The organism is Pseudomonas sp. 2822-15 (genome assembly GCF_002742515.1).
In the GTDB taxonomy this organism is placed as follows: Bacteria; Pseudomonadota; Gammaproteobacteria; order Pseudomonadales; family Pseudomonadaceae; genus Aquipseudomonas; species Aquipseudomonas salomonii.
Map to the genome: position 1 here is coordinate 1 of NZ_LJRY01000064.1, position 21326 is coordinate 21326.

A 21326-nucleotide genomic window follows, 5' to 3' on the forward strand; every position below is an offset into this window, starting at 1 on the left:
AACGACGTCTACAACAACGGTTCCACCGTCAGCACCACCATCGCCAAAACTGCGGGCGGCAACTTCGAGAACCTGGTTACCGATCCAAAAGCGGCCGTCACTTCGATTACCGACTCGATCGACAACACCACGGTTTCTCTGAGTGCAGATAAAGCCTCTGTAGTTGAAGGCGGTGACATCACTTACACCGCGACCTTGACTAACAAGGCGCAGACCGACGTTACCGTCACGCTGAGCAATGGCCAAACCATCACCATCAAAGCCGGCGACTCCGCAGGCTCGACGGTTTTCCATACCCCGGCTAACGACGTCTACAACAACAGTTCCACCGTCAGCACCACGATCGCCAAAACTGCGGGCGGCAACTTCGAGAACCTGGTCACCGATCCAAAAGCGGCCGTCACTTCGATTACCGACTCGATCGACAACACCACGGTTTCTCTGAGTGCTGATAAAGCCTCCGTGGTTGAAGGCGGCGACATCACTTACACCGCGACCTTGACTAACAAGGCGCAGACCGACGTTACCGTCACGCTGAGCAATGGCCAAACCATCACCATCAAAGCCGGCGACTCCGCAGGCTCGACGGTTTTCCACACCCCAGCTAACGACGTCTACAACAACGGTTCCACCGTCAGCACCACGATCACCAAAGCCGTCGGCGGTAACTTCGAGAACTTGGTTACCGATCCTAAATCCGTAGTCACTTCGATTACTGATTCGATCGACAACACCACCATCAGCATCACCGGCGACGCCTCGGTGACTGAAGGCGGCACGGCGCATTACACGCTGACGTTGAGCAACCCGGCGCAAACCGATGTGACCGTGACGCTCAAGTACAGCGGCACCGCCACCGATGGTTCGGACTTCAACGGCGTATACACCGTGAAGATCCCGGCCGGCGCCAGCAGCGTGCCGTTTAACATCGCCACGATCGACGACAAGATCACCGAGCAGACCGAACAGATTGTCATCACTATCGACAAGACCACCGGTGGTAATTTCGAAAATCTGGTGATCGGCAAGGGCACCGTCAGCACCAACATCATCGATAACGATGCGCCGCCGGTCATCGACCTGGATGCCAACAACTCCAGCGGCGCGACCGGTGCAGACTATAAAACGGTCTTTACCGAAGGCACCGCCGGGCCGGGTGTGTCGATTGCCGACACCGATATCAAGATCACCGATCCGGACAGCACGATGCTGACTGGCGCGACGGTTACCCTGACCAACGCACAAGCCGGTGATGCACTGAACCTGGGCAACAGCGTGAACGGCATCATCGTCAGCACCAACAACCAGACGGGCACCATCACCCTGACGTTGTCGGGCAGCGCGACGCTGGCTGATTACATGCAGCGTATCCAGAACATCACGTTCACCAACAACAGCCACGACCCAAGCACCACGCCACGGACCATCACCGTGAGCGTGACCGATGGCGGCAACTACTCCAACGTCGCCACCACCACCGTTAACGTGGTGGCGGTCAACGATCCGCCGGTCGCCACCGGCAGCGCCGTGACCGGCACCGAAGACACGCCGCTGGCACTGACCTGGGCCAACTTCGGCGTGACCGATGTGGACTCGCCACAAGCCAGCCTGGGCGTGAAAATCACCGACCTGCCGGTGGCCGGCAAGCTGCAATACCTGGCAGCGGATGGCACCACCTGGACCAACGTGACTGCCAACCAGACCTTCACCAAGGCCCAGATCGACGGCGGCCAGTTGCGCTTTATGCCTAACGCCAACGAATCCGGCGCCGACGGTTATGGCGGCACCGGCATTGGCAACAAACAGGCTGATTACGCACAGTTCAAGTTCCAGCCTACCGACGGCAAAGACCTGGGCAACAGCGCCACGGTGAAGGTCGATATCACCCCCGTGGCCGATGCACCGACGCTGAACGTGGCCGATAACAATGTCGCCTCGACCGGTCTGATCAAACAGGGCTGGAACAGCATTGCCGGCCTAGGCACCAACGGGAACGGCGCGGCACCCGATGTACTGAAAAAAGCCATCGACAACGCAGGTACGCCGAACAACACCAGTGTCGTCACCAATGTCGAGTCCGTCGACAATGTCAACGCCGGCTCCGGCTCCAAGATCTCCGGCCTGATGTACATGGAAGCCGGCAAGAGCTACACCTTCAGCGGCGTCGCCGATGACAGTGTGGTGGTCAACGTTGGCGGTAAAGACATTGCCAGCGGGGTATGGGCGACCAACAGCGGCAAGTTCAGCGGCTCGTTTACGCCAACGGTCAGCGGTTACTACAGCCTCGAGATCTACCAAGCCAACCAAGCGGGGCCTGGCAGCTTTGACGTCAATCTGTCGATCAACGGCGGCGCGATACAGAACTTGAGCACCAGCACCGTGCCGCTGTACACCGGCCTCACCGATTTGACCAACGCCGGTGTAACCGTCTCCGACCTGCATGGCAGCAACGGTGACGGTTACTACGTGGGCTACAAGCTCAACGAAGGCCAGGAAAACGGTACCGTCAAACTGTCCAAGGTCACCACAGCACTGACCGACACCGACGGCTCGGAAACCCTGAGCGTGAAGATCAGCGGCGTACCGGCCGGCTCGGTCCTCACCGACGCGTCTGGGCACACCTTCACCGCGACCAAGGGCGTGGGCGAAGTCAACGTGACCGGTTGGGATTTGAACACCCTGACCATCAAGCCACCGACCTATTACAGCGGCCAGTTCAACCTGACCGTCACGTCGACCTCTACCGAAAGCATCGGCGGTTCGGCGTCTACCACGGCGCAATTGCCAGTCACCGTGTATCCGGCGACCTACAGCTCGGTAACGGGTACTTCGGGCAGCGACAACATTGTCGGCACCGACGGCAATGACATCGTCGTGGCCGATATCGGCGGCCTGAACGTGGTGCAGGGCAAGAACTACAACATCGCGTTCATGGTGGACAGTTCCGGCAGTATGAGCACCGCCTCGATCAACGCGGCCAAGGCTTCGTTGACGTCGGTGTTCAACTCGCTCAAAGACAGCCTGGGCGCCAACACCTCGGGCACCGTGAACATCTTCCTGGCGGACTTCGATACCCAGGTGAACAAGTCGGTCGCGATCAACCTTAACGATCCAAACGCCCTGAACTTGCTCAAGACAGTACTGGACTCAATGACGTCCGGCGGCGGTACCAACTACGAAGACGTGTTCAAGACCACGGCTAACTTCTTCCAGAGCGGCCTGGCGACCGGCAACACCGGCGCCACCAACCTGACTTACTTCATCACCGACGGCCAGCCAACGTACTACCAGAGCGGCGAGCAGACCAACCCGACGCTGTACGGCAACGTCAAGTTCGACAACGTGGTCACGACTGCCAACTACACGCCTGGCACAACGTTCTCCACCTACATCGACAATACGCACTACTTGTCCATCGACAATTCGGGTGCCGCTCAACTGCAAATCTACAATGGCTGGCGCTGGGTCGTCACCGACCTGGGCACCGTACATGCCCAAGGTGACGGTACCTTTGAGTTGTCCAACCTGGACGGCACGGGCAACAGCACCAACTCGGCAACGCTGAGCAATGCCAAAAGCGCTTTTGCGCTGCTGGGCGGGTTGTCGCAAGTGGAAGCGATCGGCATCAATGGCGACGTCAGCCTCAACGACCTCAAGCCTTACGACACCGATGGCAAGCCGCAAAGCAACATTGATCCGAAGGACCTGGCCAACGCGATCCTCGGCCACACCGAGGCCACGCTGCCAGGCGCCGACACCATCAGTGGTGGCGACGGCAACGACATCATCTTCGGTGACCTGGTGAGCTTCAGCGGGATTACCGGTGAGGGCTACAACGCACTGCAGGCCTTTGTGGCACAGAAAACCGGTGTGGCCGTCTCGGCGGTGACCACCTCGAACGTGCACCAGTACGTCACCGAGCACTACGCGGACTTCGACGTCTCCGGCGCCAAGGACGGCAACGACACGCTGTTGGGCGGTGCAGGTGATGACATCCTGTTCGGCCAGGGCGGCAACGACCTGCTGGACGGCGGCAAAGGCAATGACATCCTGTTGGGCGGCACCGGTAACGACACCCTGATCGGTGGGCCGGGCAACGACATCCTGATCGGTGGCTCGGGTGCCGACACCTTCGTCTGGAAGGCGGGCGACTTCGGCAACGACGTGATCAAGGACTTCAAGGCCTCGGAAGGTGACCGGATCGATCTGAAGGATCTTTTGAAAGGTGAGACGGACAGCACCATCGACAACTACCTCAAGATCACCACGGTAGAAGGCGTGTCGACCCTGCAAATCAGCAGTGAAGGCAAGCTCAACGCCGCCGGCGGCCTGGCCAATGCCGATGTGACGATCAAGCTGGAAGGCAACGATTGGTCGCACACCAGCATCAACTCGCTGATCACAGGTGCCGACCCGACCATCAAGATCGACCACACCGCCTAAGCTGTGATTTATCGGCCGCCCGCAAGGGCGGCCGATTGGCTTGGGCGATACGTCGCTGGCCGTGGCGGCCGGTTGCATCGCATACTCGTGCCCATAAACACAGCATTAACTTATGCTGGTGAACGCGTGTGGTTCATTTTCGAGGGATTCTTATGTTTTACGTGCAACGTGATGCACAGGGAGCGCTGAGTCGCGTGGAGGCCTCCGCCTTTGCCGAGTCGAACGAAACCCTGCCGGCCGATCACCACGAGATCCAGGCCTGGTACGCCAACGAAGTGGTGGAAACCAGCCTGGCTCAGCTCAAGCAAAGTGACTTGGAGATGATCCGGGTACTGGACGACTTGATTCAGGTACTGACCCGTAAGGGCGTGATCAGCGTGACCGACCTGCCGCCGGCGGCCCAGGCAAAACTGATGGACCGTAACCACGCACGGGAAGCGCTGGGTGGGTTGAGCCATCTGATCAATGATGAAGAGACTGGGTTGATCTGATTTCTTAAAGTCGAACCGGATCGAAATGTGGGAGCTGGCTTGCCTGCGATGCAGACACTTCGGTGTATCAGGCAAGCCGAAGTGATGCTATCGCAGGCAAGCCAGCTCCCATACAAGCCCGTTCCCACATTGGGTTTGCATCACTTCCAGGGCGCAGGCTCACCAAACAACTGCCCCTGCACACCGAAAATCCCCATCTCGCGAATCACCTTCAATTCACCTTCGGTCTCCACGCGCTCGGCAATCAACGGCAAGTCGATGCTGTGGGCCGCGCGCTGGATCGCTTCGATAAACAGGCGCTTGTCGCTTTCCTGGTCGATGGCGCGGATGTAGCTGCCGTCGATCTTCAGGTACGCCAAACCCAGGCGCGCCAGGTTGCCGATCATGCTGAAGCGCCCACCAAAACGCTGCAGGCTCAGGGAGAAGCCCAACTCGCGCAGGCGCTGGGTCAACTGCTCCAGCAGAGCCTGTTCGGGCAATTGCTCCTCGCCGATCTCCAGGGTCAAGCGCGGGCCGAGGTTGCTGTGCTGGCGCAGCAACTCGACAATCCGGTTCAACGCCTGGGCATCCTGCAAGGTGGCGGCCGAAAGGTTCAGCGCCAGGCTGTGCGTATGGCTGGCCATCTGCTTGAGCACTTGCTCGAGCATCAGCCGGTCCAGGCGTGCAGTCCAGCCGAAACGCTCGAGCCACGGCAGGAAACGCCCGGCCGGGATGGTGTGGCCATCGTCATCCTGCAAGCGCGACAGCACCTTGTAGTGCAGCACCAACTGTGGGTCCTGGCTGGCGACGACCGGCTGGAAGTACAGCTCAAAACGCTGGTGGGTAAGCGCTCGGTCCAACAGCGTGTGCCAGGCATGGTGATCGTCGCCGACACTGGCGGCGGCGCTGTGGTCCAGGCACACCCAACTGCTGTCACCCTGCCCTTCGGCCTGGGCCAGGGCCTGGTCAGCCAGGGTCAGCAATGCCTGGGGCGAATCACCGTGGTTGAACGGCGCAAGGCCAATGTAGGCGACCGGCGTGACGTCACTGGCACTGGTGGCCTGCAAGCTGAGCAGGGTGCTTTCGAGGTTCTGCGCCAATTGCAGCGCTTCTTCACGCACCAGCCCCGGCGCCAGCACCGCGAACTCACCACCACGGATACGGGTGACGAGGTTATGGGTTTCCGGGTAAGGCTCGCACTGGCGCAGCAGCTGTTCGCCCACCGCTTGCAGCAACTGATCGGTGCGCTGGCCGCCCAGGCGCTGGTTGAGACCGGCCAGGTCCTTGACCCGCAACAGCAGCAGGTAACCGGAGTTGGTGTCTTCCGGGTTACTCACGCGGGCGTTGAGCTGCATCTCGAAATAACGCCGGTTGGCGAGGCCGGTAAGGTTGTCCTGGTAGGATTCGATGCGCAATTTTTCACTGCGCTCGGCCTGCTCCTGGAACAGCGCCTTGAGCTTCTCCACCATCTGGTTCATGGCCTGCACCACGCGCCGCAGCTCCGGCGTGCGCGGCAGATCCGGCAGGCTGAGGAATTCGCGGCGGGCGATGGCGTGGGACTGCTTGACCATGTAATCCAGCGGCTTCAACTGCCGACGCAGCAGCAACGCACCGAGCACCGCACTGACCGCACCGCACAGCAGCAACCAGCCCAGGCTGCCCAGGGCGCTTTGCCAGAGCTTGGCCAGGGCGAACATCGGGTGGCTGACCACCTCCACGCGTGCCGCCTGCTCCCAGCCACGGTTGACCAGTGCATCACCGCCGGCCGGCTCAAGGCCGATCAGCTTGACGAACCAGTTGGGCACGCCGTTGTTGTCCGGGATGCCGCTGCGTTCGACGATGGTTTTGTCGGTGGCTAAATCCACCACGCGGATGCTGGCGTAATAACCGCTGTCGAAAATCGAACTGACCAGCAACTCCACCATCGCCGGGTCGTCGATATTGGGCGTCAGCGACAACGCCAGCGCGGTCGCCGCGTCCTGTGCATGGGAGCGCAGCTGGTTGACGTATTGGGTGCGCGAGCTTTCCAGGCTGACCATGAAGCTGCCGCTGAAGGCGACCACCAGGAACAGACAGATTGCGATCAATAGTTGTTTGAACAGTGACATCCGATCAGTTACTCCTAGTTGGCAGGCTCGGCCGGGAAGCCTTCCGCACGCATTTTTTTCAACACATCCTGCCAACGCGACAAGCGTTTGGTATCACCGACTTTTTTGTTGCCCTTGGCGCCGGGCAGGTACAAACCCTCGGCGTTGAATGAGTACACCGGCACCAGGTCGGTACGGCGGGTGGCCGGCAGGATCTCATCCATCAGGCTGTCGAGCACCAGCGGGATAGCGTCGGGGGTCGGGTAGTAGGTCAGCACCATGTGAGCGCGATTCTGACGCAAGGCCTTGACGTATGTAATGCGCAATTTGTCGCTGGAGACGCCCAGGTGGCGCAGGCTGAAATACTTGGCGATTGCGTAGTCCTCGCAATCTCCCGCGCCTTTCCACAGCGCTTCGATGGGCGTCTCCCAATAGTCGACCACGTGCCAGAGGTCGATGTCTTCTACATAAGTCATTTGCTTGTTGAAGAACAGGTTGACGACCTTGAGCTGCTCCTGTTCGTCGACCTTCTTTTCAGTCGCCAACAGGCGCTGCCAGGCGTCGATGCGCTGTTGGCCCTCGCCGAGCGGTCCGTACAGAGCCGTGGCTTTGCGACTGATCTGCGAGAAATCCCAATCGGCATGCAGCCCGCCGGGCATCAGGCCAGCGAGCAAAGTCGCTGCAAGTAGCCAGCCGACAATTCGAGAGGGAATAAAACTTACCGCCAAGGCGTTCAGTCCGTGAAGGGAGACGCAATTTCAGGGATGGTGAAGCTTCAATCAACAAAAAACAATGGCACAGTGCAATCATTCATAAGGGGTTCGAGTTTATAAACGCCGCTTGTGGGACGCACAAAGTACCGCCTGTAAGCCCTTACAAACTGAAACTTTGGCTGTTTGACAAGCGCGCGACCCATCTCTAGTGTGCTTTGGATCCAATTAAACACACTCCATTCAAGAAAGGAGGATAGCGTAACCGTGACGCAGAAGCCGAACCCATTAAGCAGCATCAAAATCAGCGGGCCTATTCCCGCCCATCTTGCACGCGCCGTTATTGAAGAAACGTTGCGCAATGCCATTCTCGACGGCAGGTTGCCCTGTGGTACCGCGATGCGCCAGCAAGAATTGGCCAGCTTGTTCGGCGTCAGCCGTATGCCCGTGCGCGAAGCCTTGCGCCAGTTGGAAGCCCAGTCCTTACTCCACGTGGTAACCCACAAAGGCGCTGTGGTGGCGCCGTTGATCGAAGATAATTCGGCCGAGACCTATGCCCTGCGCATATTGCTGGAGTCCGAAGCGCTGCGCCTCTCCATTCCGTTCCTCACCGAGGCAGACATTGCTGAGGCTGAAGCCTTCATCAATGCCCTGGAACGCGAGCGAGACTATGCCGAAATTGGTCGGCTCAACCGCCTCTTCCACATGGCGCTGTATGGCAAGGCGCCCAATCAGCGGCTGCTCAAACTGGTAGAACACGGCCTGAATGAGGAGGAACGTTTTCTGCGCTTCAACCTTGAGGCCATGGGCCTGGGCGAGACATCCCAGGAAGATCACCGTGAATTGCTCAGCCTGGTGGTGCACAAAAAAGTCGAAGAAAGCATCCTGACCCTGCGCAATCACCTGATGCGGGGTATGGAGGTGATCAACACCTACCTCAATAGCCTTGAGGGCGCCGCGACCAAAAACGCACAGTAAGGGTTTACACCTGCCTTTCTTATCACTTGAACCGTATGGGGTATCTTTCTTCTCGGAAAGTGCCCCACATTTGTACACCACGACGAGATTACTTTTAAATAATCCCGCACTTGCCAGCGAAACTTCCCACACACTTGCACCCTACTGACTCACGGCAAACTTCTTCTCGTAAAACCATCTAATACTTTCATCAGTTTATCCAAACGTTTAATCAGATTATTATCTTTCACCCATAAAAGAACACTTCACTCGGCAGTGCAAACCTATGTCAGGTTAGCGCTGTACGCGTGGCTTGGCGTAACGCTGGCCATCCGCTTTCCATGACAAAACCCCATCACTGTTTTCAGAGCAGTCGCAACAACTTATAGGCGTCAACCATGCATCAACTTTTGCTTGAACAAAAAAAACTGCAACTGTGTAGCCATCCGTTATTTGCAAAAATAACCTCACTTAACAAGTTACAAATTTTTATGGAACAACACGTATTTGCTGTTTGGGATTTCATGAGTCTGGCTAAGCGCCTGCAGCGGGACCTGACGTGCATGCAATTACCCTGGCTGCCGGCCGCTGACCCGCAAAGCGCACGCCTGATCAATGAAATCGTGCTTGGCGAAGAATCAGACGAACACCCAACACGTGGCCACTGCAGCCACTTCGAGCTGTACCTGGAGGCGATGGCCGAAACCGGTGCAGACACCATTCCCATCCAACGCTTCATCGACCTGCAGCGCCAAGGCGTCGAGGCAAACACGGCGATGCAAATGATCAATGTGCGCCCCGGCGTGGCACGCTTTGTCAGCAGCACATTGCAGATCGCGTTAAGCGCACCTGCCCACTGTGTGGCGGCAGCGTTCCTCCACGGTCGCGAAAGCGTCATCCCATCGATGTTCGAACGCATTCTGCAGGGCGACGTCTTCATGGCGCGACAGGCTCCCCTGTTCTGTCACTACCTGAGCCGCCACATCGAGTTGGATGCCCAGGATCATGGCCCAGGCGCGGAGCAGTTGCTCCAGCGCCTGATCGGAGCCGACCCGGCACGTCAACACCAGGCGTATGAGACTGCCCTGAGCGCCATAGAGAACCGCCTCGGTTTCTGGGACGACGTACACGCCTCGCTACACGAGGTACAACCATGAGCACCGCAGACTACCGCGCGTTTGCCGAAGATTGGGAGCACCGCGCCACCATCCGCACACGCCCCCGGCGCCTGCTGGAAAACGACGATCGCTTGATCTTTCCGGTCTGCCGCCAACCCTTGGTGCTCAGTGCGACTTTTGTTGAGCACTGCCCCCAGTGGCGCGACTTCGTGCTGACGCAAAGCTTCTATAAATTCATCAATGACGTGGTGATCTTCGAAACCGAGATCGTCGACACGACCGCCCGCAGCATTGCCAAGAATCGCTTCGCGCTGCCCTTCCCCCTTGCCTGTCGCATTGATGCGATGACGGTCGTGGTCGATGAGGATTACCACGCGCTGGTCGCCCTGGACTTCCTGCAACAGACCATCGAGCTGACCGGCATACAACCGCTTGAGCTGCCCACGCAAATCGAACTGAGTCGGGCCTTGCCGGCCGCCCAGGCGCTGGCACCGCACCACCTGCGCGATGCGGTGGCGTTGATTGGCGTGGCCATCGCCGAGAACACCGTCACCCACGACGTCGCGGCATTTGCCAAGGACGGCAGCGTCAAGGCTTCGATTCGCGGCTTGATGGCCGATCACTTGTTTGACGAGGGGCGCCATGCCCAGTTCTGGACGCAACTGGTGCGTCTCTACTGGCAGGCAGCTAGCCCGGCAGACCGCGACAGCATCGCCGCAGTCCTGCCGACCTTTTTGACCCATTACCTGACCAACGCGCTGCACAAAGACTTCGACCTGCAGCTTGTCGAGCACCTGGACGTAGGCACCGACATCCGCCAGGCACTGCGCGACGAAGTCACGGCCCTGCACTTTCCCATCACCCGCCAGCACCCACTGCTCGGCAATATCATGGGATTCCTGCAGCACAGCGGCGTACTGCACACGCCAAGCGTCGCCCGCGCGTTGAGTGACTACCTGCCCGAGCCGGGGAGGCAGACATGCGGCGTCTGAGTATCGGATGGGCCGGCACCAGCCACGCCCTGATTGCGCTGAAGCAAGTGCTCGAAGCATACGGGCACGTCACCGCCACGCCCCCCTTCGACTTGTTCATCGAGGACGGCACCCAAGTGCCGCTCACCCACGGTGTCGCAACTCAATGGTTAAGCCTGCGACTGGGTATCGGCCCGATATACGAAGGTGGCCTGCCCTCGCTGCAGTTACGCTCCTATGACCGCGACCATCGCGTGTTGGCGGTACATAACGTTGCCGAGGAACCCGGCGGCAACGGCCAGCGCCTGCGCCGGCAAGCGACCAAGGCACTGGTAGAGTGGGCCGCCACGCTGGTCAGCGGGTTTTCGAGGGACGCAGGCTTTTTCGCCGCCAGCAGCAGCACTAACACTTGGCCTGAACAAAGCTTGCACAGGCTGGACGCCCTGGCGTTTGTGCATCGGTTCAATCGCACCGACCAGCCAGCATTGTTGCAGGCTGCTCAGATGCCGATGATCGAACGGTTGCAGGCCAGTCTGCACGCCTTTGCCGAGCGCCCTGCGCTAAACATCGCGGGCAGCGTGCTGACTTACCGCCAATTGCAACTTCGCGCCCTGTCGATCCAGCAACGCCTGCATCCTTTACTGGGAGGCCTTGAGACGCCGGTGGTTGGCGTGTGCCTGGAAAAGTCCGTCGAGCTGTATGCCAGTATTCTCGCAGTACTCGGTTGCGGCGCGGTGTACTTGCCACTGGCCCCGGATCATCCGCCAGAGCGCCAGCAGGCCATGCTGGAAAGTGGCAGCGCTAAGGTCTTGCTGGACAATGGCCGACACCCTTTGCGCGAGCAATTCACGACACTGAATGTCGGCAATATTGACTCGAGCCACGCCGACATCACGCAGCCATTGATACAACGTCGCGCCAGCATCGACGCCCCTTGCATGGTGCTGTTCACCTCGGGCACCACCGGCCAGCCCAAAGGCGTACGGCTGAGCCAGGGCAACCTTGCGCATTTCACCGGTTGGGCCGGCGCCAGCCTCGCGTTGGATGAACACAGCCGTGTCTTGCAATTTTCGCCGCTGAGTTTCGATTCATCACTGATCGATATCTTCCCGGCACTGATCGCCGGTGCCGAGTTGATCGTCCCAAGCGACGAGCAGCGGCGCGACCCTCAGCAACTGGTCGAATTGATTCGCAGGCAGCGCCTCAGCCATGCTTTTTTGCCGCCAGCGCTACTGAGCATCCTGCCGTTGGATCAGCCCCTGGGGCTTACCCATCTGTTGACCGGCGGCGATGCCTGCGAGCCATATGTGATCGAACGATTGGCGGGACAGTGCCAGTTGCACAATCTCTACGGCCCTACCGAAACTACGGTGCTGGTCACCCATCGGGTGTTGCGCCCCGGTGACAGCAATCGGAATGTGGGCCGCCCCATCGCCAACAGCCAGGTGCTGATCCTCGATGACGCGCTGCAACCGGTAGATGAGCAGGTAATGGGCGACCTGTACATCACAGGCCCTGGCGTAGGGCTGGGGTATGTGACCACGCCGCCGCACGAGGACAATCCATTCGTCGAGCTGACGCTGCCGGGCGGCCACGCGCTGAGGGCTTACCGCAGCGGAGACCGGGCAAAATGGACGGCGGACGGTATCGAGCTGGGCGGCCGACGGGACGATCAGGTGAAAATCCGCGGCTTTCGCGTCGAACCCCAGGAGATCGAACAGTGCCTGCGCAGCAGTCGGTTATTTCGCCAGGTAGCGGTGGTGATCGACCGTGATCGGCGAATTCTCGGTTTTGTCGCCCAGCCGGAACCGGGCGCAACGTTGGCAGACCTGAAGCAACATGCACAACGGTGGTTGCCGGATTACATGCAACCCGAGCGCTGGGCGCAGCTGCCGGGCATCCCCAGCAACGCCAATGGCAAGATCGACCGCCAGGCGTTGCTGACGATGCCTGGGCACACTACGCCACGCATCCCTTGCGCTGCGCCGCAAACGCCTTTGCAAGCGCAACTGGTGGCGCTGTGGAGCGAATTGCTGAGCATGCCTGGCGCTGAGCTGGGCATTGACGACAGTTTTTTCAATGTGGGCGGCCACTCCATCCTGCTGTCGACCTTGCTGCTGCGTGTGCGCGAACAGTTTGGTCGTAGTGTGTCTTTAAGCCGTTTTTTTGAAGCGCCGACGATTCGCACCCTTGCCGTGCTGATGGAAGACGGTGCGTTACCTTTTAGCGCGTCATGCCAGATGGAAAAGGATGCATCCCAGCCGCTGGACCTGCGCACGCTGCCACGGGAGTCCGCAGGCGACCCACGCAAGGTGATCGTCACGGGCGCCAACAGCTTTGTGGGTGTACATCTGGTCCAAGCGCTGTTGGCGGGCGGGGCCCGTGAGGTGGCGTGCCTGGTGCGCGAACGGCCAGGGCACTCGGCGGCAGCGCGGTTTGCCCAGGCACTGCGCGAGTACCACCTGGAACATCTGGACCTGAGCCGCGTGAGCGTCTATGCCGCTGACATCAGCCTGCCACGGCTGGGCCTGGCCTGTGATGCCTATGACCACCTCGCCCGCAACCATGGAGTGTTGGTGCACAACGCCGCCCGGGTCAACCATGTGCTGGACTACACCTCATTAGCCCGGGACAACGTCGACCCGGTGCTTGAGTGCCTGCGCCTGTGCGAAACCCACCGCAAGAAGGTCTTCAACTTCATCTCCACGCTGTCAGCCTGCAGCAGTATCGACACTCAGGGTCGCATCCTCGAAACACCAGCTGTTACCACGTTGCCGCTCTATCTCAAGAATGGCTACAACCTTTCCAAATGGGTCGCCGAGCGGCTGGTGGGGCGTGCGGTCGAGCAAGGTGCCTGGGTGAACATTCATCGACCGGGGAATATTGCGTTCAACAGCCACAACGGCGTGTGCCAGCCACAAAACAACCGCTTGATGCTGATGCTCAAGGGGTCGCTGCAGTTGGGCCTGGCGCCCCGCCTGAAGGTGAATTTCGACCTGATGCCGGTGGATTTCCTGGCCCGTTTCATTGCGTTCCACTGCGGCCAATTTGTGGCGCGGCGCAACGTCTTCAACCTGCATAACCCCCAGCCCTTGAGCTGGGACCACTACCTGGATGCATTCAGCCAGGCCGGCCATCTTTTCGAGCGGGTGAGCGTCGCGCAGTGGCAAAAGGTGTTGCAAACGGTGGGGCCCGATAACGCGCTGTTTGGCGTGCTGGGTTTTTACCTGGATGACCTCGCGGAAGACATCAGCGACGTCTCGATGATTTGTCACGACAACGCACGCGCGGGTGTGGCAGCGATGGGCGAAGAGTACCCGCGCAAAGACCCTGCGCTGCTGCGCAAAGGCTGCGACCACCTCATGGCCATTGGCTTTCTCTGAACTGCTTCAGGACTTTTTATGAAACCGCTGCAACCCGATACATTAATCCGTAACCCGAATGGCGCGCCGTTGGTAGCGTCTGTTGACGTGGCATGTGATGCCGCTCGCCTGTGGCGTGTGGTTGGAAATTTTGCAGGCTTTGATGCCTTCATTCCGGCCCTGTCGCACATCGAAATGACGGGCACCGGCGTGGGCGCATTGCGGCGTAAATTTTTCCACGATGGGCACCACGTCGTTGAGCAACTCAATAGTTGGGACGACGAAGCGATGTGCATGACCTGGACCACCCTCTACAACACCCTGGGTGTCGCCCGGCTATGGGCAGCCATGCGTGTGGAGGCACTTGACGCGCAACGTTCCAGGGCGACCTGGACGCTGATTGGCGAGCCGGTCGATATGCCGCAGGCGGAGTTTGAACAGTTTGTGCAGTCTTTCGCCGCCAGCGCCTTGGAGCATGTGCGCCGGATGTTCGACTGATCGGCAGGAGCGAGAGGCCTCGCTCCTGCCCAACCGGGTCAGATCTTGAAGCTGTCGACCAGTTGCTTCAATCGACTGGCCTGCTGCGACAGGGCATCGCAGTCCTTGAGCGTCTCGTTGAGGTTGGCGACGCCTTGCTGGTTGAGCAAGTTGATCTGGTTGATATCAACGTTGAGGGTTTCAACCACGGCGGTCTGCTCTTCGGTAGCGGCCGCAACCGATTGGTTCATGCCATCGATCTCGACGATGCGCTGCGTCACGCTGACCAGGCGCTCACCCGCCTGGTTGGCCACTTCAACGCTTTCTTCGCTGGAGACCTGGCTGGCGTTCATGGTGGTCACGGCTTCACGCGAGCCCACTTGCAGCGAAGTGATCATCTTGTGGATCTCTTCGGCCGATTCCTGGGTACGGTGCGCCAGGTTACGCACTTCGTCGGCCACCACGGCAAACCCGCGCCCGGCTTCACCGGCACGCGCAGCCTCGATCGCCGCGTTGAGCGCCAGCAAGTTGGTTTGCTGAGAGATGCCTTTGATCACATCCAGGATGTGCCCAATGTTGTCGGTGCTGGCGTTGAGGGTTTCGATCTGCGTGCAGGACAAGCTGATCTTTTGCGACAGTTCCGACATGGCCAGGATGGTTTGCTCCACCACCTTGCGCCCGTCGTCCGCTTGCTCACTGGCACCGCTGGCATGCTGCGATGCATCGGCTGCGTTGCGGGCGATTTCCTGGGTGGCGGCGCCCAGCTCGTTGATGGCGGCTGCCACGCTGTTGGTGCGTGCGCTTTGCTCGTCCGAGCCGATGATCGAGGCGTTGGAGGATGCCATGACGCGATGGGACAGGTCATGGACCTGGCGCGTGGCTGAAGACACTTCGGAGATAGAGGCGTGGATACGTTCGACGAACTGGTTGAACGCACTGCCCACTTCGCCGAACTCGTCCTTGCTGGTTACGTCCAGGCGGCGCGTCAAATCGCCTTCGCCCTGGGCGATATCCTGCATGGCCACGCCCATGGTGGTCAGCGGGCGCAACAGCACTTGAATCAGCAGGCTGAGCAGCACGGCGATCGCTACCACGGCGATCAACATGGCGATCAGTGCCGATGTACGGAATTTACTGAGCGGTGCGTAGGCCTTGTCTTTGTCGATCGACAGGCCGACGTACCAATCCGCCCCCGGCAAACCACTGATCGGGGCGAATGACAAAATACGGTCCTGGCCGTTGAGCACAACGTCCTGGCTGACCTTCTCGATACGCAGGCTGGTGCCTGGGTAGATGTCCTTGAGGTTCTTCATCACCTGGTCCTGATCGGGACTGACGATGACCTGGCCATCGGCGCTGACCAGGAACGCATGGCCAATACCGCCGAAATCCACCGAGTTGATGATCTTCACCAGGGTTTGCAAACTCAGGTCACCGCCCACTACACCGAGCAGTTCGCCGTTCTTTTTGACCGGCAGGGCAATGGTCACGATTTGCCCGCCAACGGCCGCCATATAAGGCGGAGTCAGCATGGTTTTATCGGCGGCGACCGCTTGCTTGTACCAGGGGCGCTGACGAGGGTCGTAATCGTCGGGCATCTTGGCGTCAGGGCGCTGGGTGAATACGCCATTGGTTTGGCCGACATAGGTGAACTGGAAGTTCGAGGTGAACGCGGGTTGGTCGACCAGCCCTGGCAGGTCGGCACCGCTGCCCTGGTGAGCAACGTTTTGCGCCAGGCTTTCGAGGACCAGGATGCGGCCACTGAGCCAATTCTGCACGCTGCTGGCCGTGAGCTCGCCCGATTGCTGGATAGACGACTCAAGGTTTTGTTTGATGGTGCTGCGCTGCAGGTAATCGTTGTAGAGGGTAAATAGCGCGAAGGCCAGAACCACGACGCCTGACGCGGCCAGTAGAATTTTATGACTGAACTTGAGATTCATTTCATCGACTTCTTTTGCCAAAGGGGGGTGAGCGTGCCGAGTGGAACATTCCATGTAACGGGATAGGCCGGCTCTTCGGCCGCTCTATTTCGGTGCACGCATGGCTCGTCAGGCTTTCGGCCACTCGAGGAGAAATCTTAGGAGATTGTGAGAAGCATCCTTATTTTGAGTGGGAAACCGACCAGTGGTAGAGGCTCAGCGTTCGGAGTTGCAAAATTTTTCTGCCTCCCAGACAATGCGACTAATTATCATTTGTGACGTTTGGCCAGGCCTGCCTGAATGCCCTCTACTGACTACATTGCGTGCGAAAGTGTTGTACACACGCTTTACAGCACCCACCACAACTGGCTCAACACTTGGCTGCGCAGTCGCTTGGGCAATGCCGCCGATGCTGCGGACCTGGCGCAGGACACGTTCGTACGCCTGCTGCAAAAAACCGAACGCTTTGAGCTCAAGGCGCCGCGTGCTTTTTTGCGCACCATCGCCCGAGGACTGGTGATTGATCACTGGCGCCGCGAAGAAATCCAACGGGCTTACCTGGAATCCATCGCTCACTTGCCGCAAGCGCTGGCACCCAGCGCCGAAGCGCGTGCGTTGGTGTTGGAGCTACTGGAGGAAGTCGCCCGCCTATTGGACGGATTGAAGCCCAAGGTGCGTAAGGCGTTTTTACTGGCTCAGTGCGATGGGCTGGCTCACCAGCAGATCGCAGAGCAGATGGGCGTGTCGTTGCGCTCGGTGGAGCGGTACATCGCTGAAGGGCTATATCACTGTTATGTCCTGCGCTATGAAACCTGACGCCAATGGATAACGCCGCGCGCTCCGGGCCGGATCCCCAAGTGGTCAAACAGGCGATCAGTTGGGCACTGCGCCTGCGTAACAACCGTGCGAATGTGCGCTTGCATGCGCAATGTGAACATTGGCGTGAAGCTCACGATGACCATGAATTGGCTTGGCAACGGGTGCAGGCGCTGCAACGGGAATTGAACAGCCAGATGGCGGCGATTCCTGGGGCGCATGTGGCACTGGAAAACGTCGCACAAGGCTTGGGCCGACGACGGGCACTGAAGGTGTTGTCGGGTGTGGTGTTGGTGGGTTCGGCGGCGTGGGTAAGCCGGGACATGACCGGCTGGCAGCGCTGGACGTCTGATTTCGCAACCGCCACCGGCGAACGGCGCAGCGTGCAATTACCGGACGGCACACGCCTGCAACTCAACACCGACAGTGCGGTGAACCTCAATTTCAACCCGCAGCAGCGCCTGATTACGTTGGTGCGCGGGGAAATCCTGGTGGCCTGCGGTTCGCCATCGTCAGCGCCTTTGCTGGTACACACTCGCCACGGCTTGCTCGAAGGCATCGATGGGCGATTTACCGTGCGCCAAGACAGCGAGTGCACGCGCTTGAGCGTGGTCAGCGGCAATGTGGCTATCCATTCACCGCCTACGGCCGATGGCCTGGCGACTCAAGTGCACACAGGGGAAAGCTATCTGATCAACCAGACGCACGCCGCGTTATCGGCGCCGCGGACTATGGACATGGGCGCCTGGGCCGACGGGCTGATTGTGACGCGGGACATGCGCCTGGCCGACTTTGTATCGGAAGTGGGGCGCTACCGCCCGGGTTATCTGGGCTGTGCCGCAGAGATCGGCGACTTGCGGCTGTCAGGGGTTTTCCGCCTGGAAGACACCGACAAGTTGCTGGCGATCGTTGCGCAGACGCTGCCCGTTCAAGTGCGCTATCGCACGCGTTGGTGGGTGAGCCTGGAACGCCTGGCCTGATTTTTTTTGGCGGCTTTTTTCCGTGAGCCCGGCTTAGACAGTAAGCCTCTTTATCTGCCTTACCGGCCTCTACGGACCTTGATCATGACTGTGCGTTTTCTCAACGATTCATCAGACTCCTCCTACCCTCTTTTGGCCAAGGCCATACGCGTAGCGTTACTGTCGACGGCAGTGGGCATGGGCGCGGTCCCGCTGGTTGGCATGGCTGCGCAAGCGGCCAGCGAGCGCATTCATCAACGCTACGACATCCCTGCCGGCCCGCTGAGCGACGCGCTCAATCAGTTCGCCCGTCAGGCGGGCATTACGCTTGCCAGCACCCCAGCGCAGACTGAGGGCCTGGAGTCGCCAGGGCTGCACGGTGAATATTCCGCTGAGCAGGGCCTGAATCATTTGCTCAATGGCTCGGGGTTGCAGGCCGCCTCACAGGATGGTGCCAGCTTCGTCCTGCAGCCGCTGCCGCAAAGCAGCACGCTGACGTTGCCCACCACCGACATCAAAGGCTTCGCCCTGGGTAATGCGCTGGGCAGCATGGACGGCTACAACGCGACGCACAGTCAGATCGCCACCAAGACCAGTACGGCGCTGCTGGAAACCTCGCAATCCGTCTCCGTGGTCACACGTGAACAGATGGACGACCAGGGCTCTCAGACGGTGGCCCAAACCATGCGTTACACCCCTGGCGTGCTGACCAACCCCTATGGCGCAACTCACCGCTATGACTATGTGGCGATGCGCGGCTTTAACGATGGCTCGGTCGATAACATCTACCTGGATGGCTTGAAGTCAATGGGGGACAGCGGTACTTACAGCACCATGCAGGTGGACCCGTATTTTCTTGAACGCGTGGACATTCTGAAAGGGCCATCTTCTGTGCTGTACGGACGCAGCTCGCCTGGAGGTCTGGTAGCACTGACCAGCAAGAAGCCGCTGTACGAGCCCTACCATCAAGTGCAAGCGACAGTCGGCAGCAACGGGCAACGCGGGATGGGTTTTGATTTCAGCGGGCCGGTGGACGATGACAAGCGCGTTGCCTATCGGCTGACCGGGCTGGCGGATAAGTCCGACACACAATTCGACCATGCCAAAGAAAAACGCTACGCACTGGCGCCGACAGTGAGCATCGACTTTACCGATGACACTTCACTGACACTGCAAGCGTATTTACAGCACGACCCTGAGGGTGGTTATCACGGTGGTATGCCGGCGGACGGCGCACTGCATCAGCGTAATGGCCAGCGTATCTCCAACCACTTTTTCGAAGGTGAGCCTGGTGTAGATGGGTACAAGCGTGACCAGCAGTCGTTTGGCTATCAGTTCGAACATCGCTTCAACGATGTGTTTACTGCGCGACAAAACTTCCGCTATCTCGACTCCAAGGTCAAGTTGGACCAGGTATATGCCTATGGCTGGACCACGCCGACCAGCAATGAGCTGAACCGCTATTACTCCGGCGGAGATGAAAAGCTGCATGCGTTCATTATCGACAATATGCTGCAAGCGGAATTTTTTACCGGAGCGACCAAACATACGGTGCTGATGGGCGCGGATTATCAGCGGCGTAAAACCGTGGTGGACTGGACCAGCGGTTCATTGCAGCCGATCAACGCGTTTAGTCCGGTCTATGGCAATTCGGCGATCAGCAATGCCAACCTGACCAGTTATCTGCGACGACTGGAGCAGACAGGCGTCTATCTGCAAGACCTGATTGAGATGGATAAATGGCGGTTCTCCCTGGGACTGCGCCAGGACTGGGTAGAGACGTCGGATGAAAACCGTATCGCCGAAGCGGGCCGACCGCTGGGTACGCAGATCAGCGACAAACGTACCAAGCTGACGGGTCGGGCGGGGGCGTTGTACCTGTTTGATAACGGCCTGGCGCCGTATGTCAGCTACTCGGAGTCTTTCAACCCGAACTCCTATTCCGACAGTGCGGGCAACCCGCTGGCACCGACTAACGGGACACAGTGGGAGGCGGGTTTGAAATATCAGCCGCCAGGAACTGACGACCTGTTTACCGCATCGTGGTTTCGCATCGACCAGGAGAACCTGGCCACCAAGTTGCCGCAGGAAAACTTCTATCGTGCTGTAGGCGCTGTCCGTTCCCAAGGGCTGGAGCTGGAAGCCCATGTGCAACTGACCGATAACCTGAAGCTTTTAGGCAGCTATACCTTCACCGACATCAAGTACTCCAAGTCGATGGTGAGTACTTTAAGCTCCGCCGACAATCTGATCGAAAACAAAGGCAACTCGCCGACCCAGGCGCCTCGGCATATGGCTTCAGTATGGGCGGACTATAAATTCAATAGTGCAGCCCTGGACGGCTTGCGACTTGGCGCGGGCGTGCGATACGTGGGGTACAGCTGGGCAGACGCCGAGAACACCATGAAGGTGCCCGCCTATACCTTGTTTGACGCTTCAGTAGGGTACGACCTGGGCAAGATGGGCTTGAAGGGTGTGGATGTAAGGCTCAATGCCAACAACCTGACCAATGAGAGCTATGTGGCTTCGTGTGCCAGCTTGAACTTCTGCTACTTGGGTGAAGAGCGTAATGTCAGTGCTACGGTCAGCTATCAGTTCTGATCCGTTATAGCTTCTAACAAGCCGGCGCCTGATTTCAGGGGTCGGCTTTTTTGTGGGTGTCGTCAGGCTGCCTTTGTCCGGCCCAGACGCACACGTGAGCGGTCTGCAGCCGGGGAATTATCATCCCCCCTAAACGACAAAACCCCTGTCTGCGTTAGCAGACAGGGGTTTCGGAATTTAATCTTGACGATGACCTACTCTCACATGGGGAAACCCCACACTACCATCGGCGATGCATCGTTTCACTACTGAGTTCGGGATGGGATCAGGTGGTTCCAATGCTCTATGGTCGTCAAGAAATTCTGTGTACCAGTCCGGTGCGCTAGCAACGTGCCGGTGAAATTCATGGACTTCTACATAAACAAAACCCCTGATTGCGTTAGCAATCAGGGGTTTCGGAATTTAATCTTGACGATGACCTACTCTCACATGGGGA

12 protein-coding genes, 1 rRNA gene and 1 pseudogene are annotated in these 21326 nt (G+C 59.1%); 10 read left to right on the top strand and 4 right to left on the bottom strand.

What is annotated here, in order from left to right; translation table 11 throughout:
• Positions 1–4443 (top strand): annotated as a pseudogene (locus AOA59_RS00255) (LapA family giant adhesin); the annotation flags it as partial.
• A gap of 152 nt (positions 4444–4595) precedes the next feature.
• Positions 4596–4934, top strand: coding sequence for a tryptophan synthase subunit beta (locus AOA59_RS00260; RefSeq protein ID WP_068931599.1), 339 nt, complete (start codon positions 4596–4598; stop codon positions 4932–4934).
• Positions 4935–5074: 140 nt separating this feature from the next.
• On the opposite strand, the gene lapD is transcribed toward AOA59_RS00260, so the two are convergent.
• On the bottom strand, positions 5075–7021 hold the full coding sequence (gene lapD, locus AOA59_RS00270) for a cyclic di-GMP receptor LapD (protein ID WP_065930940.1): 1947 nt from the start codon (positions 7019–7021) through the stop codon (positions 5075–5077).
• Positions 7022–7035: 14 nt separating this feature from the next.
• The gene (gene lapG / locus AOA59_RS00275; RefSeq protein WP_056860367.1) at positions 7036–7728 is read right to left on the bottom strand and encodes a cysteine protease LapG; all 693 of its coding nucleotides are present in this window, start codon (positions 7726–7728) and stop codon (positions 7036–7038) included.
• Positions 7729–7977: 249 nt separating this feature from the next.
• Between lapG and AOA59_RS00280 the strand changes: the two genes are divergently transcribed.
• The 5 genes from AOA59_RS00280 (at position 7978) to AOA59_RS00300 (ending at position 14616) form a co-directional block, all read left to right on the top strand.
• A complete protein-coding gene (locus AOA59_RS00280; RefSeq protein WP_065930942.1) occupies positions 7978–8688 on the top strand; it encodes a GntR family transcriptional regulator in 711 nt (236 codons plus the stop codon).
• A 377-nt stretch (positions 8689–9065) separates the two neighbouring features.
• A complete protein-coding gene (locus tag AOA59_RS00285) occupies positions 9066–9824 on the top strand; it encodes a DUF3050 domain-containing protein (protein ID WP_068932771.1) in 759 nt (252 codons plus the stop codon).
• Positions 9821–10777: a diiron oxygenase gene (locus tag AOA59_RS00290; protein WP_099485426.1), complete on the top strand. Its 957-nt coding sequence runs from the start codon at positions 9821–9823 to the stop codon at positions 10775–10777. The genes AOA59_RS00285 and AOA59_RS00290 overlap by 4 nt, the downstream gene beginning before the upstream one ends.
• Positions 10765–14139 (top strand): amino acid adenylation domain-containing protein, encoded by a 3375-nt coding sequence (locus tag AOA59_RS00295; protein ID WP_099485427.1) that lies wholly within the window; start codon positions 10765–10767, stop codon positions 14137–14139. The genes AOA59_RS00290 and AOA59_RS00295 overlap by 13 nt, the downstream gene beginning before the upstream one ends.
• An 18-nt stretch (positions 14140–14157) precedes the next feature.
• Entirely contained in the window at positions 14158–14616 is a 459-nt protein-coding gene (locus tag AOA59_RS00300; RefSeq protein ID WP_099485429.1) for an SRPBCC family protein, read from the top strand.
• Positions 14617–14654: 38 nt separating this feature from the next.
• Here AOA59_RS00300 and AOA59_RS00305 read toward each other — a convergent pair whose 3' ends face one another.
• Positions 14655–16535, bottom strand: coding sequence for a methyl-accepting chemotaxis protein (locus AOA59_RS00305; protein WP_099485431.1), 1881 nt, complete (start codon positions 16533–16535; stop codon positions 14655–14657).
• A 279-nt stretch (positions 16536–16814) separates the two neighbouring features.
• Between AOA59_RS00305 and AOA59_RS00310 the strand changes: the two genes are divergently transcribed.
• From AOA59_RS00310 to AOA59_RS00320, 3 genes are all read left to right on the top strand, one after another.
• Complete coding sequence (locus AOA59_RS00310; RefSeq protein ID WP_056860374.1) at positions 16815–17330, top strand: sigma-70 family RNA polymerase sigma factor; 516 nt, start codon at positions 16815–16817, stop codon at positions 17328–17330.
• Between the two features lie 5 nt (positions 17331–17335).
• On the top strand, positions 17336–18310 hold the full coding sequence (locus AOA59_RS00315; RefSeq protein ID WP_099485433.1) for a FecR domain-containing protein: 975 nt from the start codon (positions 17336–17338) through the stop codon (positions 18308–18310).
• Positions 18311–18394: 84 nt separating this feature from the next.
• Positions 18395–20890 (top strand): TonB-dependent siderophore receptor, encoded by a 2496-nt coding sequence (locus AOA59_RS00320; protein ID WP_099485435.1) that lies wholly within the window; start codon positions 18395–18397, stop codon positions 20888–20890.
• A 181-nt stretch (positions 20891–21071) separates the two neighbouring features.
• Here the strand turns inward: AOA59_RS00320 and rrf are convergent.
• Positions 21072–21187, bottom strand: a 5S ribosomal RNA gene (gene rrf, locus AOA59_RS00325).
• Positions 21188–21326 lie beyond the last annotated feature (139 nt).

What these genes read in the sequence shown, in the direction of transcription:
- AOA59_RS00260 (WP_068931599.1), top strand. Translation starts at nt 4,596, where the DNA reads ATGTTTTACGTGCAACGTGATGCACAGGGAGCGCTGAGTCGCGTGGAG.
- lapD (WP_065930940.1), bottom strand. Translation starts at nt 7,021, where the DNA reads ATGTCACTGTTCAAACAACTATTGATCGCAATCTGTCTGTTCCTGGTG.
- AOA59_RS00285 (WP_068932771.1), top strand. Translation starts at nt 9,066, where the DNA reads ATGCATCAACTTTTGCTTGAACAAAAAAAACTGCAACTGTGTAGCCAT.
- AOA59_RS00290 (WP_099485426.1), top strand. Translation starts at nt 9,821, where the DNA reads ATGAGCACCGCAGACTACCGCGCGTTTGCCGAAGATTGGGAGCACCGC.
- AOA59_RS00295 (WP_099485427.1), top strand. Translation starts at nt 10,765, where the DNA reads ATGCGGCGTCTGAGTATCGGATGGGCCGGCACCAGCCACGCCCTGATT.
- AOA59_RS00300 (WP_099485429.1), top strand. Translation starts at nt 14,158, where the DNA reads ATGAAACCGCTGCAACCCGATACATTAATCCGTAACCCGAATGGCGCG.
- AOA59_RS00305 (WP_099485431.1), bottom strand. Translation starts at nt 16,535, where the DNA reads ATGAATCTCAAGTTCAGTCATAAAATTCTACTGGCCGCGTCAGGCGTC.
- AOA59_RS00310 (WP_056860374.1), top strand. Translation starts at nt 16,815, where the DNA reads ATGCCCTCTACTGACTACATTGCGTGCGAAAGTGTTGTACACACGCTT.
- AOA59_RS00315 (WP_099485433.1), top strand. Translation starts at nt 17,336, where the DNA reads ATGGATAACGCCGCGCGCTCCGGGCCGGATCCCCAAGTGGTCAAACAG.
- AOA59_RS00320 (WP_099485435.1), top strand. Translation starts at nt 18,395, where the DNA reads ATGACTGTGCGTTTTCTCAACGATTCATCAGACTCCTCCTACCCTCTT.